This window comes from Actinoplanes sp. NPDC021490, assembly GCF_055562135.1.
In genome coordinates this window covers 1-16,172 of the sequence record NZ_JBVHFW010000012.1, presented here as the reverse complement: position 1 = coordinate 16,172, position 16,172 = coordinate 1, and the positions used below count along the sequence as shown (strand labels likewise).

Below are 16,172 nucleotides of genomic sequence, written 5' to 3'. Positions count from 1 at the left end.
GTGATCGTCATGACCGAGTCCGGACGCGCGCAGGCGGGAACGCACTGCTCAGCGAGTTACCGGATTCGATGGCCGAACGGCCGGAGGCATTCAATCACATGATTTTCCGCGTGGGCCGCCCACGTGGGGCAGATCTCCGCGACGGTGTGGCCACCCGGCCCGGGAACGGCGACAGCCCCCGCGCCGCGGCAAACGGCAACGGGGGCTGTAGCGACGAGTACGCGTGGCTCGGTCCCGCCAAATGCACACCTGACGGGCAGGCACCATCACCCGAAGACGGGCCTACCCGATATGGCTAGCACGGACAACGCTAGCGATGCGGACTTATAACGCGCAAGCCGCATCACCGCGTGTCGGCCAATCACTTGGGCGCCTGCTCCAGGAAACCGGTGTAGACCTCCCGCATGATGGCCGCGTACGCATGTTGCTCACGGGCGAGGTCACGCACGTCGGGATCCTCGTCGTCGAGCAACGGCCGGAGCCGCTCCTGGATGTCGCCGAGGAGGCCGAAGACGTCCGGGACGGCCGGCTTGTAGATGCCGCGCTCGACGAACCGGATCACCACAGTGACGTAGTGGTCCGCCAGCGCGAGATCACTCTTGATCTCCGTCAGATCATCCCTGGATCCGCCCGACGGCATTTTCAGAGACCGCCAGATCACGTACGCGTCCATGAAGCTGAGCAACGTCGACTCCCGCCTACTTGTACCAGAAGCTCACGACCTTGGGCTTGCCGTCGACCATCCTGACGATGCCGCCCTTCTGGCCGGTCTTGTAGTACTTGACGCCCCACGAGCCGTCCTCCAGCTGAACACGCGACGAGTTGACGCCGGCGCCCTTTTTGGAGTCGTTGACCCATGCGGCGGCATCCTCGGCGTACTTCTCCCGGGAGACGCCCGGGATGCCGTCCTCGATCACGTGCTTCTTGTAGTGGTAGTCGAAGCTGCCGTTGATGTCGTCGAACGTCGCCCTGTCCCACGTGCCGGCGGCGAGCTCCGGGCATTCGGGTGCCCCGGCGGCGGCCATCGCCCGCGACGCCGACTTGCCACGCGGGGTGATCGGGCAGGCCTCGAGCGCGTCCGCCTTGCGCTGCTTGGCAAGGTCCTCGATCTCGTCGCTCTTCTTGGCCGCGGTCTCGACCTTCTTGCGGAACTTGAGCAGCTTGGGGATCAGCTTGACGAGGTCGGCCGACGCGCCGAGCAGCTTGCCCACCGGGAGCATCCCGGCCAGCGTCCAGAGGCAGGCCTCCAGGTTCCCCTCGGTGATGCAGGAGATCAGGTCACCAGCCCCCGAGAGGTCGAGGAAGAGCTGCCAGGCGTTCTCCTTGATGAAGTCCAGGAGGCTCATCCCGGCTTCGGCCTGAGCCTGGCGCAGTTGCTCCTTCTGCTCCGGGGTCAGGTAGTCGAGCAGGTCGGGGTCGACCTCGCCGGGCGGCCCGGTGGCCGCGGCGGCCATCGCCTCGTTCGCCCTCTTGCGCTCGGCCGCCTCGGCCCGCTCGGCCGCCTGCTGGGCCTCGACCGCGGCCTGGAGCGCGTTGCCGGCTGCGGTCGCGGCGCTGTCGGCGTGCTTCTGCGCGCTGTCAGCAGCCGACTTGGCTGCCGCGGCATCCGCCTCGGCCCGGTCGGCCGCTCCTCGAGCCGCGGCGGCGTCGCTCTCGGCCGCGCTCGCCGCACGGCCCGCCGCGTCGGCGTCGGCCTGAGCCGCCTGGGCGGCCTGACCGGCGATCGCCGCGTCGTTGGCCGCCTCGTTGGCCGCCGCCCGCGCCGCGATGGCGTCCGCGCGAGCCTGCGCGTCCGCGCGTCCGGCACTGGCCGCCGCTTCCCGGGCCTTCGCCCCGTCGGCCGCGGCCTGGGCCGCGTACTTCTTCGCCTCGGCGGCCGACTGAGCAGCTGCCGCCGCCGACCGAGCCGCCGCCGCGGCGGCTTGGAAGGCCGGCTTGACCTGCGCGTTGGCCACGTCTGCGGCCGCCTCGGCCCGCTCGGCCGCGACGATCGCCTCGTTGGCGCGGGCCTGGGCCGCCGCCGCCTGCTCGGCGCCGATGGTGCGGGCCTGCTCGGCGACCAGCTGCACGAAGTCGGCGTCGATGTCGCTGCCGGCGAACGGGTTCACCATGGCGATCGCGGCGTTCGCCGGCTCGGCGATGCCGGCCGCCGACTGCCGTGCGGCCGCGGCCGCCGTCACCGCGATCTCGGCCTGGGCCGCGGCCGCGACGGCCTCGGTCGTCGCCGCCTCGGCCTCGTCCTTGGTGCGATTGGCCGACCACAGTGCGCGGACCGCCTGTTCGTTGGCCTGCTCGGCCAGCCGCACGGCGGCGTCGGAGGCACGGGCCGCCTTGACCTCCTGCGCGGTCGCCTCGGCGGCCTTGGCGTCGGCCCGCACCCGGGCCGCGTGCGTCGCCTTGGCGGTCGCCTCGGCCCGGTCGGCCGCGGCGTCGGCGGCCATCGCCGCTTGCTGGGCACGCTCGGCCGCCACCCACGCGCGGTCGGCCGCGGCCTGGGCCTGGTTGGCTGCCGCGCGTGCGTTGGCCGCAGCTCCGGTCGCAGTACTGGCTGCCGACCGGGCGCCCCGGGCCGCGGTGCCGGCGGTGCCGGCCTCGGCCGCGGCCGAGTCGGCCTGTCGCTGCGCCTCGTCCCGCTCGGCGCCACTGGACGCCGACGCGGCTCCGGCCCGCAGGGCCGCCGCCTTGGCCTTGGCCGTCTGCTCGGCACGCTCGGCTTCCAGCGCGTCGTCCCGCGCCTGGCGAGCCCGGCCCTCCTGGTCCCACGCCCGGTCGGCCGCCTGACCGGCGGCCGCATCGGCCGCCTCGGACCGCTGCCGGGCCGAGGCGGCGGTGGCCGCGTGCGCCTCGGCCTGAGCGCGGGCGTTGCGGGCGACAGCCGCCTGCTGCTCGGCCTCGGCCCGGTGCCGCGCCGCGTTGGCCCGCTCGGCTTCGGCGATCTGCCGCTGCCGCTTGGCCTCGGCCGCCTGCGCCTCCGCCTCCTGCCGGTGCTGACGGGTCTTCGCCGCCTCGGCCCACGCCTCGGCCTCGGCCGCCTCAGCCTGCTCGCGCGCCTTCTTGGCCCGCGCCGCCGCCGTCTTGGCCGCGTCGGCCTGACGCTTGGCCGCGGCGGCCAGCTTGGCCGCCGACTTGGCGTGCTCCTCGGCGTGCTGACGCCACTTGATCGCCTGCTGCGCGTGCGCCTCGGCCTTGGCCTGCGCGCCCTCGGCGCTGTTGGTCGCGATGGTCGCGTCGATGGCGTACTGGGCCGTCTGGGTGGCGCCGACCGCCGCGGTGGCCGCCTCGCTCATGCCCTGGGCGATCAGCGTCCACTCGGCGCCGTATTCGAGACCCACCTCGATCAGCACGTCGGCCGCCGACGCGGACGTCTGCGCCGCGATCGAGGCCTCCCGAGCCGCTTGCTGTGCGTACCCGAGCTGACGCTTGGCCTCGGTGTTGGCGGTGGTCAGCTCGGTGGCCTTCTGCGCCGTCGTCCCGGCGCCGTCGAGCACGCGGGCGGAATGCCGGGCCGCATTGGCCACGGCGCCCATCGAGTTGGCCGCCCGCTGAAGCGCGTGCACCGCCTCGCCGTGGGCGACCAGCATCTGGCGGCGGGCCACGTTGGCCCGCTCGGACCTGCGCGCCAGCTCGGTCAGTTCCTCGGCCGCCTTGTTACGCGCCTCGAGGTCCTTCAGATACTGCTCGCGCTCGGCCGCGTCCAGGCGGGCCGCGGCGAGATAGCCGCCGTTGAGGAAGGCCGTGATGGCCGCGTCGCCGCCGGCCAGGGCGGCCTCGGCGGCGCGCCGCACGTTCGACTCGGCGGGCGCGGCGGCGAACACGATACGGACCCGCTCGCGCAGCGTGGCCGCACGCTCGGCGGCCGTCCGGGCCACCTGGGCGTCGCGGTCGCGGGCGATGCCGGCCCCGTAGGCCAGGAACGCCGCCCGATCGCTGTCGGTGCCGGCCAGGACGCGCTGCACCTCGGCGTTGAAATACGCCCCGCCGGTGCCGGCCATCGCCCGGATCGCGGCCAGGTTGTCCGCCGCCTCCTGCTTCTTGCGGGCGGCGATCTGCTTTTCCAGGGCAGGCTTGTCGACAATGGCGAACTTCTGGATCACTGCCGGGTCGCCGGTGGCCAGGGCGGCCAGGGCCGCGGTCCGCACCTCGGGCTCGGCGGTGAACTCGGCGACATCGGCGACGGCCTTGCGCCACCGCTCCTCGACGGCCGACACACCGGTGGTCCCGTTCCAGGACTCGGTGATCAGCGGCGGGACCTCGATGCGGGGCGGGTCCTCGGCCAGCGCCACGACCCTCGACCCGCTGGGCGCCGCCATCGCGGGTGGTGCGTGCAGATATGTTGCGACTAAGGCCGCGGCCAGCGACACGAATGTCGCCGCGCGGGCCCGCCTGAGAATGCTCACTACTGGAATCCCCGTTTCGCGTGCTCGGTCACCCGGCCGGCACGCGAGGCCGACCGGAGGGGCCGGCCGACCACCCCGTGCGCGCGGAGGCACGCACGGACGCGACGCTCGTCCCCCGTTGAGCGCCACGATCAATCGGAATCATCTCGATCGATGGGCTGATCGCCGCGGGAATTCAACCACATCACTGCCCGGCCGGCTGCCCCCGCCGGGTGTGATCTTTACGGAGCACGTTTGCGGGCGGACTCACCGTGACGGCGGCTGGGGCGCACCCGCGTGTCGGGGCGGCTTCTTCGCGCTTGCCGGGCTCGGTGATGGCACCATGCGCCGGTGAGTTTCGACCTCGTGGTGTGGGCGATGGACAAGACGGACCTGCCGGACGCCGTGCGGGCCGCCAACGCGCGGTGCGCGCGCGGTGAGCACCCGCAGCGCCCGGCCGACCCGCGCGTCGTTGCCTTTTACGACGCCCTGACCAGCGATTATCCTGACCGTGGCCCGCGTGCCACGGCGACCGGCTCGCCGTGGGCGCACGCCCCGCTGCATGCCGCGGCCGATCACATTCAGATGCGGCTGGACGAGAACTGCCCGGACGAGGTGCTCGAGACGATCGAGCGGCTGGCCGCCGAGCTGAACCTCGACCTGCTGGATCTGCAGGACGGGACGGTGTATCCGCCGCCGGTCAGGAGCCGTTGAGCCGCAGATCGACCGCGCTGCCCCGCTCCGAGCCGACCGCGACGGCCACGGTGGAGAGCAGTTCGGCGTCGACCGAGGAGTCCACGGTGAGGGTCATCAGCGCCTCGCCGCCCGCCTCACGCCGGGCCACCTGCATGGCCGCGATGTTGACGCCGGCCTCGCCGAGCATGGTGCCGATCGCGCCGACGATGCCGGGCCGGTCGCTGTAACGGAAGAACAGCAGCACGCCGTCCGCGGTGAGGTCGAGGTCGAAGCCGTCGACCCCGGTGAGCTTGGCGATCTCGCGGGTGCCGTGCACGGCCAGCGTGCCGGCCACGCTCACCGCCCGTCCGTCGGGCAGCGCCCCTCGTACGGTGACCAGGTTGTGGTGATCGGCGGGCTCGTCGCTGACCGAGAGCTCGACCTCGACGCCGCGGTCCAGGGCGAGCTGGGGCGCGTTCACGTACGTCACCCGCTCGTCCACGATCGCGGTGAACAGGCCCTTGGTGGCCGCCAGCCGCAGCACGCCGACATCGTGCGAGACGATCTCGCCGCGCACCTCGACCGTGACGTTCGCCGCGACCCCGCCGGCCACCGCCGTGAAGACCTTGCCCAGTTTCTCGGCCAGCGCCAGTAGCGGACGCACGTCCTCGTCGACCACGCCGCCCGCCTGCACGTTGACCGCGTCGGGCACGAACTCGCCGTCGAGCGCCAGCTTGACGCTGCGAGCCACGGACAGGCCGGCCTTGTCTTGCGCCTCGGCCGTCGACGCGCCCAGATGCGGGGTGGCCACGACGTTGTCGAAGCCGAACAGCGGGGACTCGGTGGTCGGCTCGGTGACGAACACGTCGAGCCCGGCCCCGGCGACCCGGCCCTCGGTCAGCGCGGCGGCCAGCGCGGCCTCGTCGATCAGCCCGCCGCGGGCCGCGTTGACGATCCGCACCCCCGGCTTGACCAGGGCCAGCTCCTTCTCGCCGATCAGTCCCACGGTCTCCGGCGTACGGGGAAGGTGCACCGAGATGAAGTCGCTCTCGCGCAGCAGTTCCTCCAGACCGACCAGCCGTACGCCGAGTTGCGCGGCCCGGGCGGGCTGGATGTACGGGTCGTAGGCGATCAGCCGGGTGCCGAAGGACGCCATGCGCTGGGCGAACAGCACGCCGATGCGGCCGAGCCCGACCACGCCGACCGTCTTGCCCTGCACCTCGACCCCGACGTAGCGCGACCGCTGCCATTTGCCGCCCTTGAGCGAGGCCGAGGCGGTGGCCGTGTGCCGGGCGACCGCGAGCAGCAGCGCGATCGCCTGTTCCGCGGCCGACACGATGTTGCTGGTCGGCGCGTTGACCACGAGGACACCGCGGGCGGTCGCGGCGGGCACGTCGACGTTGTCTAGCCCGACACCGGCCCGGGCCACCACCCGCAGCCCGGAACCGGCCGCCAGCACCTCGGCGTCGACCCGGGTGGCACTGCGGACGATCAGCGCGTCGGCCTCGGCCACCTCGGCCAGCAGGGCGGCGCGGTCGGTGCCGTCGACGTGGCGGACGTCGTAGTCGAAGGCGAGAACATCGAGGGCGGAGGGGGCCAGTTCTTCGGCGATCAGAACGACGGGCGTCACGCGGCAGCCTCCGGGGATCGCGGGACCCGATCGTATGGTGTCCCGGAGATCCACAGTCATGTGACGACCGTCACACACCCGTTACTCAGGCAACACGCCTCGGAATCTTGTCCCGGTCAATGGGCGGGGCGGCCGCGAGGCCGGCCAGGGCCAGTCCGTCGGGCTGCCGGAAGCTCAACGCCTCGGCATCCAGCGCGTCGTAGAGCAGGTCGAGATCGAGCGTGCCGACCGGCGGGTAGACCCGCTCGCGCGGCGGCTCCTGACCGACCTCGAGCGCGCCCTGCCCGACCATGAACTCGAGGATGGCCTGCCGGACCGCGGGCAGCGTCACCGGCGAGTGGTAGAGCACGTTGAGGGCCTGCATCCGCATGCCCTGCACGTGCTCCTCGCCCTTGTTGTCGTGGAAGTGCGGGTTGCGGGTCTCGATCTGCAGCACCGGCACCGAGTTGGCCATCACGTCCGCGTCGGTGCTCTCGAGCACCCCGCCGAACTGCTCGAACAGATCCATGTACTCGTACGGCTCGACCGCGAACCCGCCGGCCAGGCGCAGCTTGAGACCGAGGTCGAGGGTCATCGCGTGCTCGCCGGCGTTGCCGGTGGCGATCACCTCGGTGCCGAAGTCGGAGTATTCGGCCAGGAACCGGTTGAGCCACTCGTTGGTGATCTGCGAGCTGCGGCCGCGGCGGCTGAAGAACAGGCGGTTGTCCCGCAGCTTCGGCTTCGAGTGCCACGAGATGCGGACCATCGAATACGGGGAGCCGGCCAGGTGCAGCCCGGCCGCGTAGCTCTTGCAGTACTCGTGGACCGAGCCGGGGACGTAGTTGTCGGCGTCCACGTAGCCGATGTAGCGACGGCCGGTCATCGCGGCGAGCGCCATGCCGATCAGCATCGCCTCGCCCTTGCCGCTGCGGACCAGCCCGTCGTCGTCGATCAGCTCGGGCATGCCGGCCGCCTTGATCGCGGCGGCGACGCCCGGGTCCTTCTGATGCACGGATATCGCGGAGCGACCGGCCAGGCGGCAGAACTGCTCGACGGTCTGCGCCTCGATCTCGTATCGGTCGACCGGGCCGCGGTCGCTGTTCGACACCAGCACAATGAGGCAGTCGTGCGGAATTCCGGAGAGGACGCCCTCGATGACCGACCGTGTCTCATTCATGCACGGCACGACGATTACCATTTGCGATTCGACGGCGCGTAACGCCTCGGCCGGTACAACCTGGCTGCCCGCACCGGCCGACGTGCCCGAGTCCAGCTCGATTACCCGCTGCAGCTCATGAATCCGGACCGCGCCGAAGCGCTCACTCCGAAAAGAATCAGCCAGTCGCATCTCGCGAAGATACCCGCCGGAACATACCGGCAAGAGCCCGAACGGCACACAATTCAGTTTCGGAAGTGTCCCAGGTAAGCGGGAAGTAACGCGCACGTTTCAGGTAATCGAAGCGTCACGCAAAAGGCCCGATTCTGCCTGAGGAAAAGCAGAACCGGGCCCGGAGAATCAGCGTCAGGCCGTCTCGGTGATCGGACGGTCGACCCAGCTCATCATGTCGCGCAGCTTCTTGCCGGTGACCTCGATCGGGTGCGCGGCGCCCTGCTCGCGGTACTTGGTGAGCAGCGGACGGCCGTTGTCGTCGTCCTCGATCAGCTGGCGGGTGAACTCGCCGGACTGGATGTCGGCCAGGATCCGCTTCATCTCCGCCTTGGTCTCGGCGTTGATCACGCGCGGGCCGCTGACGTAGTCACCGAACTCGGCCGTGTCCGACACGCTGTAGCGCATGCGGGAGATGCCGCCCTCGTACATCAGGTCGACGATCAGCTTGAGCTCGTGGAGGCACTCGAAGTACGCGATCTCGGGCGCGTAGCCGGCCTCGGTGAGCACCTCGAAGCCGGTCTGCACCAGCGCCGCCGTGCCACCGCAGAGGACGGCCTGCTCGCCGAAGAGGTCGGTTTCGGTCTCCTCCTTGAAGGTGGTCTTGATGACGCCGGCCCGGGCGCCACCGATCGCCTTCGCGTAGGACAGCGCGAGCGCGAGGCCCTCGCCGGTCGGGTCCTGCTCGACGGCGACCAGGCAGGGCACGCCCTTGCCGTCGACGTACTGGCGGCGGACCAGGTGACCCGGGCCCTTGGGGGCGACCATGGCCACGGTCACGTCGGCCGGCGGCTTGATGAGCTCGAACCGGATGTTGAGGCCGTGCCCGAAGAAGAGAGCCTTGCCCGCGGACAGGTTGGGCGCGATCGACTCGGTGTAGATCTTGCGCTGCGCGGTGTCCGGCGCCAGCACCATGATCACGTCGGCCCAGGCCGAGGCCTCGGCCGGCGTCTTGACCTCGAGGCCCTGCTCCTCGGCCTTGGCCCGGCTCTTGGAGCCCTCCTGCAGGCCGACCACCACCTCGACGCCCGAGTCACGCAGCGACAGCGAGTGCGCGTGGCCCTGGCTGCCGTACCCGATCACGGCGACCTTCTTGCCCTGGATGATCGAGAGGTCGGCGTCGTCGTCGTAGAACACTTCCGCGGTCATGTTGGTTTCCATGCGTCTTTCTTTTAGGCGGCGCGGAGCGCCGGGCCGGTGGTGATCGAGCGGGAGCCGCGGCCGATGGCCACGAGCCCGGACTGGACCATTTCTTTGATGCCGTACGGCTCGAGATCGCGCAGCAACGCGTCCAGCTTGTCGGGGTTACCCGTGGCCTCGATCGTGAGGGTGTCCGGAGCGACGTCGATCACCTTCGCCCGGAACAGCTCGACCGTCTCGAGCACCTGACTGCGCTGCGCGCGATCGGCGCGCACCTTGACCAGCAGAAGCTCGCGCTGAACCGACTGCTGCGGGTCCAGCTCGACGATCTTCAGAACGTTCACCAGCTTGTTGAGCTGCTTGGTCACCTGCTCCAGGGGTGAGGAGTCGGCGTTGACCACGATCGTGATGCGGCTGACGTCCGGGTTCTCCGTCTCGCCGACCGCCAGGGAGTCGATGTTGAAACCGCGCCGGGAGAAGAGGCCGCTGACCCGCGCGAGCACGCTCGGCTTGTTCTCGACCAGCACGGAGAGGGTGTGCTTGTTCATTACAGATCGTCCTCTTCGAAGCTGGGACGCACGTCCCGGGCGAACATGATCTCGTCGTTGCTGGTGCCGGCCGCGACCATGGGCCACACCATCGCGTCCTTGCCGACCGTGAAGTCGATGACCACCGGCGCGTCGTTGATCTCCATCGCCTGCTTGATGATCTTGTCGACGTCGTCCTTGGACTCGCAGCGCAGGCCGATGCAGCCCAGCGCCTCGGCCAGCTTCACAAAGTCGGGGATGCGGTGCTTGTGGGTGCCCAGCTCGGTGTTGGAGTACCGGCCCTCGTAGAACAGGGTCTGCCACTGCCGGACCATGCCCAGGTTGCCGTTGTTGATGACGGCGATCTTGACCGGGATGCCCTCCAGCGCGCAGGTGGCCAGTTCCTGGTTGGTCATCTGGAAGCAGCCGTCGCCGTCGATCGCCCAGACCGGGGTGTCCGGCTGACCGACCTTGGCGCCCATCGCGGCCGGGACGGCGTAGCCCATGGTTCCGGCGCCGCCCGAGTTCAGCCACGTGCCCGGCTTCTCGTACCGGATGAACTGCGAGGCCCACATCTGGTGCTGGCCGACGCCGGCCACGTAGATCGCGTCGGGGCCGACGAGCTCGCCGATCCGCTCGATCACGTACTGCGGGGCGAGCGAGCCGTCGGTCGGTTCCTCGTAGCCCAGCGGGTAGCGCTCGCGCAGCTCGTTCAGCGTGGCCCACCAGGGCTCGTACTGCCCCGCGCCCTCGGCCGTGGCCGAGACGGCGGCGAGCAGCTCGTCGATCACGTGCCGCGCGTCGCCCACGATCGGGACGTCGGCGTGCCGGTTCTTGCCGATCTCGGCCGGGTCGATGTCGGCGTGCACGATCTTGGCGTCCGGCGCGAACGAGTCGAGCTTGCCGGTGACCCGGTCGTCGAAGCGCGCGCCCAGCGTGATCAGCAGGTCGGACTTCTGCAGCGCGTAGACCGCCGGGACCGTGCCGTGCATGCCGGGCATGCCCAGGTGCTGCGGGTGCGAGTCGGGGAACGCGCCCAGCGCCATCAGCGTGGTGACCACCGGGATGCCGGTCAGCTCGGCCAGCTTGCGCAGCCCGTCGGTGGCGCCGGCCTTGAGCACGCCGCCGCCCACGTAGAGCACCGGGCGCTTGGCCGCGGCGATCAGGCGGGCCGCCTCGCGGATCTGCTTGCCGTGCGGGTGCAGCGTGGGACGGTAGCCGGGCAGGTCGAGCGTCGGCGGCCAGGTGAACGTGGTCTGCGCCTGCAGCACGTCCTTGGGGATGTCGACCAGGACGGGGCCGGGGCGCCCGGTGATCGCCAGGTGGAACGCCTCGGCCAGGATCCGCGGGAGCTCCTCGGGCGTCTGCACCAGGAAGTTGTGCTTGGTGATCGGCAGCGTGATGCCCTGGATGTCCGCCTCCTGGAAGGCGTCGGTGCCGATCGAGGGACGGGCGACCTGGCCCGTGATGGCGACGATCGGCACCGAGTCCATGTAGGCGTCGGCGATCGGGGTCACCAGGTTGGTGGCGCCGGGACCGCTGGTGGCGATGCAGACGCCGACCTTGCCGGTGGCCTGCGCGTAGCCGGTCGCGGCGTGACCCGCGCCCTGCTCGTGGCGCACCAGGATGTGCCGGACCTTGGAGTCGTAGAGCGGGTCGTACGCGGGGAGGATCGCTCCGCCCGGGATGCCGAACGCGACCTCGACGCCGAGCGCCTCGAGCGACCGCACGAGCGACCCGGCGCCCGAGGTGGAAACCGGAGTGGCTACGGCCGGGGCCGAAGTGGCGGCCGCCGCGACAGTGGCCGGGTTGGCTCGGTGGGCGAGGGTCTCGGGAGTGGGTCTCGTCATGGCACTTCATACCTTTACGGGTTGGGCGATCCGGTTCTTACGCAACAAAAAAGGCCCTCGTGCAGAAAGCACGGGACCTAGCGCACTCTGGCCGCCATTGATGCGACGGGAGTGCGCTCACATAAGTACTCGGGACGCGAAGCACATGTTGCCAACCTTGCCCCATCTCACGCGGTGAGTCAACTGATCCCACATTTTGATCACTGGGGCTCACCCGGTTGTGCGCCGAACCCCGGATCACTGGGCAGCAACGCCCTGAGCTGGCGCATCCCGGGACCCAGCATGACGACCTGGCTGCGCGGCGCGGCGTCGGCCGGCGGGGCCGAGCGGGGCGCCGGGATCGGCCGGTTGTTGCCCTGGCGCAGCGTCTGCAACTGGGCCTCGAGATGCTCGGCGGGCACGCCCCAGCCGAACAACGAGCCCTGACCCAGCCGGCAGCCCGCCTCCTCGACCGCGGCCCGCTGCGCCGGGGTGCCGATGCCCTCGGCCAGCACTTCCAGCCCGAGCCGGTGCCCCATCCGGACCACCACGTCGACCAGGGGCGCGGCCATGCCCGTACGGGACTCGGGCTCGGCCACCAGGGCGCGGTCGATCTTGAGGATGTCGACCGGCAGCGTGCGCAACTGGCCCAGGGACGAGTAACCGGCGCCGAAGTCGTCGAGCGCGATCCGTACGCCGGTGGCCCGCAGCTCGGCCAGCCGGCTGATCAGCTCTTCCATGTCGGTGGCCACGGCGTGCTCGGTCACCTCGAGCACCAGCCGCTGCGGCGGGACCCCGTGCTGGTCGAGCACGTCGGCCACGTGCCCCGCGAAGTCGGTGGAGTGCAGCTCCTTGGGCGACAGGTTGACCGACACCCACACGTCGTGCCCGCGCGACAGCCACTCGGCGAGCTGGACGCAGGCCTGCTCGAGCACCCACGCGCCGATCCGGTTGATCAGCCCGGACTCCTCGGCCACCGGGATGAACTCGTCGGGCCGCACGGACCCCAGCGTCGGGTGATGCCAGCGCAGCAGCGCCTCGGCGCCGACCGGCCGCATCGAGGGCAGGGCCACCACCGGCTGGAACACGAGCCGAAGCTGCCTGCGGTCGATCGCGTGGCGCAGCTCGTTCTCCAGCGTGCCGCGGCGGCGCAACAGCTCGTCGTATCGGGCCTGGTAGCGCTCGACCCGGTTCTTGCCGCGCTGCTTGGCGTAGCGCAGCGCGAGGTCGGCGTCGCGGATCAGCTCGCCGGTGTCGGCCGGGTTGAGCGTGGTCGAGTCGGCCACGCCGATGCTGGCCGAGAGGAAAACCGCCAAACCTTCCACCTCGTACGGCTCCCCGAGCACCGCCAGCAGCCGATGCGCGGTCAGCATGGCCTCCTCGGCGTTGCCCCGCATGAGCACCGCGAACTCGTCACCGCCGAGCCGGGCGGCCACGTCGCCGTCGAGCAGGTTGCGCCGCACCCGGTCGCCGACCTCGGTCAGCACCGCGTCGCCGACGTCGTGCCCGCGCATGTCGTTCACCGTCTTGAAGCCGTCGAGGTCGATGCCGACCAGCACCCGCGACTCGCCGCTCGCCCGCAGCGCCCGCTGCAGGCCACGGCGGTTGGCCAGGCCGGTCAGCGGGTCGGTGTGGGCCAGCTCGCGGAAGTGAGCCTCGCGCTCGCGCAGCTCGAGCGTGTAGCGCCGGACGTCGCGCAGGGCCAGGAACTGCCGCCCGACCAGCGCGAACCCCTCGACGCTGGCGCCCAGGAACCCGTACAGGTCGAAGGCGCCGCCGCGGGCCAGGTGATAGCCGAGCGCGACGACCATGGCGACCATCGGAACGATCGCGTACCCCGTGTTGCGCTCGGTGACGTCGCCCACGACCTCGACCGGGCGGTCGGCCACCTTGACCGCGCGGGCGATCACGAACAGGCCCGCGGGCAGCAGCAGGGCGCCGGTCAGCACCGCGCCGTCCTGGTCCTGGCAGATGCCGCCGGCGATGGCGACCGCCGCGCCCGACACGAGGGTGACCCCGCCGGCCACCCGTACGGTGGTCAGACGCGGGCGATGGGCGTGCAGGGCCAGCACAATCGTGAGCCCGAGCGAGACGACCGCGAGCCCGGCCGGCACCAGCACCGAGGGGCAGGCCACCGGGGTCGCGTCGCCCAGGATGCGGGTCGGCTCGCTGATCAGCACCCAGCCCACGAACCAGAGCGCGGCCGCGATCACCAGACCGTCGAGGAAGTGCCGCAGGGCCGCCGCCGCGCTCTCGGCCGCGCCGGGCATCAGCGCCGCGCCGGCCAGCAGGGTGAGCACGCCCAGCGCGGTGCCGGCGGCAACCGCCGTGCCCAGGGCCATGCGCGGCGGGGCGGCCGTGGTGAGAAGCACAGTGATGACGCCGGCCAGGGCGGCCGCGGTGACCACCGCCGCCCCGGCAGCCAGGATGAGATGGGCGCGGCGGGCGTGGCCGGTGTGCTTGCGGCCGGAATCGCCCAGCAGGGCGACGGCCGGGACGGCGACCAGAAGGCTCGCCAGCCCAGCCAGCTCCACGCCGGACGGTGACTGCACGCGAACACTCTGCCGGATCTCTCCCCCCATGGATAGACCTGGCATCCCGTCCTGTGGACGTAAATGGCGGTCCTTACCTCGGGCAGTGGCACACTGAGGGGATGCCTGACCTGCGTTCCCGGACCTCGACCCACGGTCGGACCATGGCCGGCGCGCGTGCCCTTTGGCGCGCCACCGGGATGACCGACGACGACTTCGGCAAGCCCATCGTGGCGATTGCCAACAGCTACACCCAGTTCGTACCGGGTCACGTGCACCTCAAAGACATGGGCGGCCTGGTCGCGGAGTCGATCGCCGAGGCCGGCGGCGTGGGGCGCGAGTTCAACACGATCGCGGTCGACGACGGCATCGCGATGGGCCACGGCGGCATGCTCTATTCGCTGCCCAGCCGCGAGCTGATCGCCGACGCGGTCGAATACATGGTGAACGCGCACTGCGCCGACGCCCTGGTCTGCATCTCGAACTGCGACAAGATCACCCCGGGCATGCTGATCGCCGCGCTGCGGCTCAACATCCCCACGGTGTTCGTCTCGGGCGGCCCGATGGAGGCCGGCAAGACGGTCGCGATCGAGGGCGTCGTGCACGAGAAACTCGACCTGGTCGACGCGATGAGCGCCAGCGCCAACGAGAACGTCACCGACGAGCAGCTCGGCGAGATCGAGCGCTCGGCCTGCCCGACCTGCGGCTCCTGCTCCGGCATGTTCACCGCCAACTCGATGAACTGCCTCACCGAGGCGATCGGCCTGTCGCTGCCGGGCAACGGCTCGACGCTGGCCACCCACGCGTCCCGCAAGGCGCTGTTCGAGAAGGCCGGCTCGCTCATCGTCGAGATCGCCAAGCAGTACTACGAAGAGAACGACGAGTCGGTGCTGCCCCGCAACATCGCCAACCACTCGGCCTTCGAGAACGCGGTGGCGCTGGACGTGGCCATGGGCGGCTCGACCAACACCGTGCTGCACCTGCTGGCCGCCGCCCGCGAGGCCGAGATCGACTTCTCGGTGGCCGACATCGACGCGATCTCGCGCCGGGTGCCGTGCCTGTCCAAGGTCGCGCCCAACAGCCCCAAGTACCACATGGAGGACGTGCACCGGGCCGGCGGCATCCCGGCCCTGCTCGGCGAGCTGCACCGGGGCGGCGCGCTCAAGACCGACGTCCGCTCGGTGCACTCGCCCGACCTGGAGTCGTGGCTGGCCGAGTGGGACATCCGCGGCGGTTCGCCCTCCCCGCGGGCCCTGGAGCTGTTCCACGCGGCGCCCGGCGGGGTGCGCACGACGCAGCCGTTCAGCACCGAGAACCGCTGGGCCAAGCTCGACACGGACGCCGAGAACGGCTGCATCCGCTCGGTCGACCACGCGTACACGGTCGACGGCGGCCTGGCCATCCTCTTCGGCAACCTCGCCCCCGACGGCTGCGTCGTGAAGACCGCCGGTGTCGACGAGACGCTGTGGAAGTTCACCGGCCCGGCCCGCGTCTTCGAGTCGCAGGACGCCGCGGTCGACGGCATCCTCGGCAAGCAGGTCGTCGAGGGCGACGTCGTGATCATCCGCTACGAGGGCCCGCGCGGCGGCCCGGGCATGCAGGAAATGCTCTACCCGACCTCGTTCCTCAAGGGCCGCGGCCTCGGCAAGGCGTGCGCGCTGATCACCGACGGCCGCTTCTCCGGCGGCACGAGCGGCCTGTCCATCGGCCACGTCTCCCCCGAGGCGGCCGCGGGGGGCCTGATCGCCCTGGTCGAGACCGGCGACGAGATCAGCATCGACATCCCCGGCCGCGGCATCACCCTGCACGTCGACGACGAGACCCTGGCCCAGCGCCGCCACGAGCAGGAGCGCCGCCCGAAGCCGTACACGCCGGTCGACCGGCAGCGCCCGGTCTCGGCCGCCCTGCGGGCCTACGCGTCAATGGCCACCAGCGCCAGCGACGGCGCCTACCGCAAGGTCCCGGAGTAGAGGGGTGGGGGGGGCCCCCCCCCCCCCCGGGGGGGGGGGCGCCCCCCCGGGGGGGGCCCCCCCCCCCCCGGGGGGGGGGGGGCGCGGGGGGCCCCCCCGCGGGGGGGGGGGGGGGGGGCGCCAGCGGC

General features: G+C 71.4%; 10 protein-coding genes. 2 read left to right on the top strand and 8 right to left on the bottom strand.

The window, feature by feature from the left end:
* Nucleotides 1-361 precede the first annotated feature (361 nt).
* Entirely contained in the window at nucleotides 362-685 is a 324-nt protein-coding gene (locus tag ACZ3I4_RS28395; protein WP_465385078.1) for a hypothetical protein, read from the bottom strand.
* Nucleotides 686-698: 13 nt separating this feature from the next.
* Nucleotides 699-4,397: an ALF repeat-containing protein gene (locus ACZ3I4_RS28390; RefSeq protein ID WP_465385077.1), complete on the bottom strand. Its 3,699-nt coding sequence runs from the start codon at nucleotides 4,395-4,397 to the stop codon at nucleotides 699-701.
* Nucleotides 4,398-4,754: 357 nt separating this feature from the next.
* On the opposite strand from ACZ3I4_RS28390, the gene ACZ3I4_RS28385 reads away from it, so the two are divergent.
* Nucleotides 4,755-5,090: a hypothetical protein gene (locus ACZ3I4_RS28385; protein WP_465385370.1), complete on the top strand. Its 336-nt coding sequence runs from the start codon at nucleotides 4,755-4,757 to the stop codon at nucleotides 5,088-5,090.
* Here ACZ3I4_RS28385 and serA read toward each other — a convergent pair.
* From serA to ACZ3I4_RS28355, 6 genes are all read right to left on the bottom strand, one after another.
* Nucleotides 5,077-6,681: a phosphoglycerate dehydrogenase gene (gene serA, locus ACZ3I4_RS28380; protein WP_465385076.1), complete on the bottom strand. Its 1,605-nt coding sequence runs from the start codon at nucleotides 6,679-6,681 to the stop codon at nucleotides 5,077-5,079. The genes ACZ3I4_RS28385 and serA overlap by 14 nt on opposite strands.
* An 85-nt stretch (nucleotides 6,682-6,766) precedes the next feature.
* The gene (mpgS, locus tag ACZ3I4_RS28375; protein WP_465385075.1) at nucleotides 6,767-8,008 is read right to left on the bottom strand and encodes a mannosyl-3-phosphoglycerate synthase; all 1,242 of its coding nucleotides are present in this window, start codon (nucleotides 8,006-8,008) and stop codon (nucleotides 6,767-6,769) included.
* Between the two features lie 174 nt (nucleotides 8,009-8,182).
* Nucleotides 8,183-9,196 carry a ketol-acid reductoisomerase gene (gene ilvC / locus ACZ3I4_RS28370; RefSeq protein ID WP_465385074.1) on the bottom strand — a complete coding sequence of 338 codons (1,014 nt, stop codon included), beginning with the start codon at nucleotides 9,194-9,196 and terminating at the stop codon, nucleotides 8,183-8,185.
* A 23-nt stretch (nucleotides 9,197-9,219) separates the two neighbouring features.
* The gene (ilvN, locus tag ACZ3I4_RS28365; protein WP_221375924.1) at nucleotides 9,220-9,735 is read right to left on the bottom strand and encodes an acetolactate synthase small subunit; all 516 of its coding nucleotides are present in this window, start codon (nucleotides 9,733-9,735) and stop codon (nucleotides 9,220-9,222) included.
* The gene (locus tag ACZ3I4_RS28360) at nucleotides 9,735-11,564 is read right to left on the bottom strand and encodes an acetolactate synthase large subunit (protein ID WP_465385073.1); all 1,830 of its coding nucleotides are present in this window, start codon (nucleotides 11,562-11,564) and stop codon (nucleotides 9,735-9,737) included. The genes ilvN and ACZ3I4_RS28360 overlap by 1 nt, the downstream gene beginning before the upstream one ends.
* A 200-nt stretch (nucleotides 11,565-11,764) precedes the next feature.
* On the bottom strand, nucleotides 11,765-13,354 hold the full coding sequence (locus ACZ3I4_RS28355; RefSeq protein WP_465385369.1) for a putative bifunctional diguanylate cyclase/phosphodiesterase: 1,590 nt from the start codon (nucleotides 13,352-13,354) through the stop codon (nucleotides 11,765-11,767).
* Nucleotides 13,355-14,196: 842 nt separating this feature from the next.
* Between ACZ3I4_RS28355 and ilvD the strand changes: the two genes are divergently transcribed.
* Nucleotides 14,197-16,044, top strand: a complete 1,848-nt coding sequence (gene ilvD / locus ACZ3I4_RS28350) for a dihydroxy-acid dehydratase (protein WP_465385072.1) — start codon at nucleotides 14,197-14,199, stop codon at nucleotides 16,042-16,044.
* Nucleotides 16,045-16,172 lie beyond the last annotated feature (128 nt).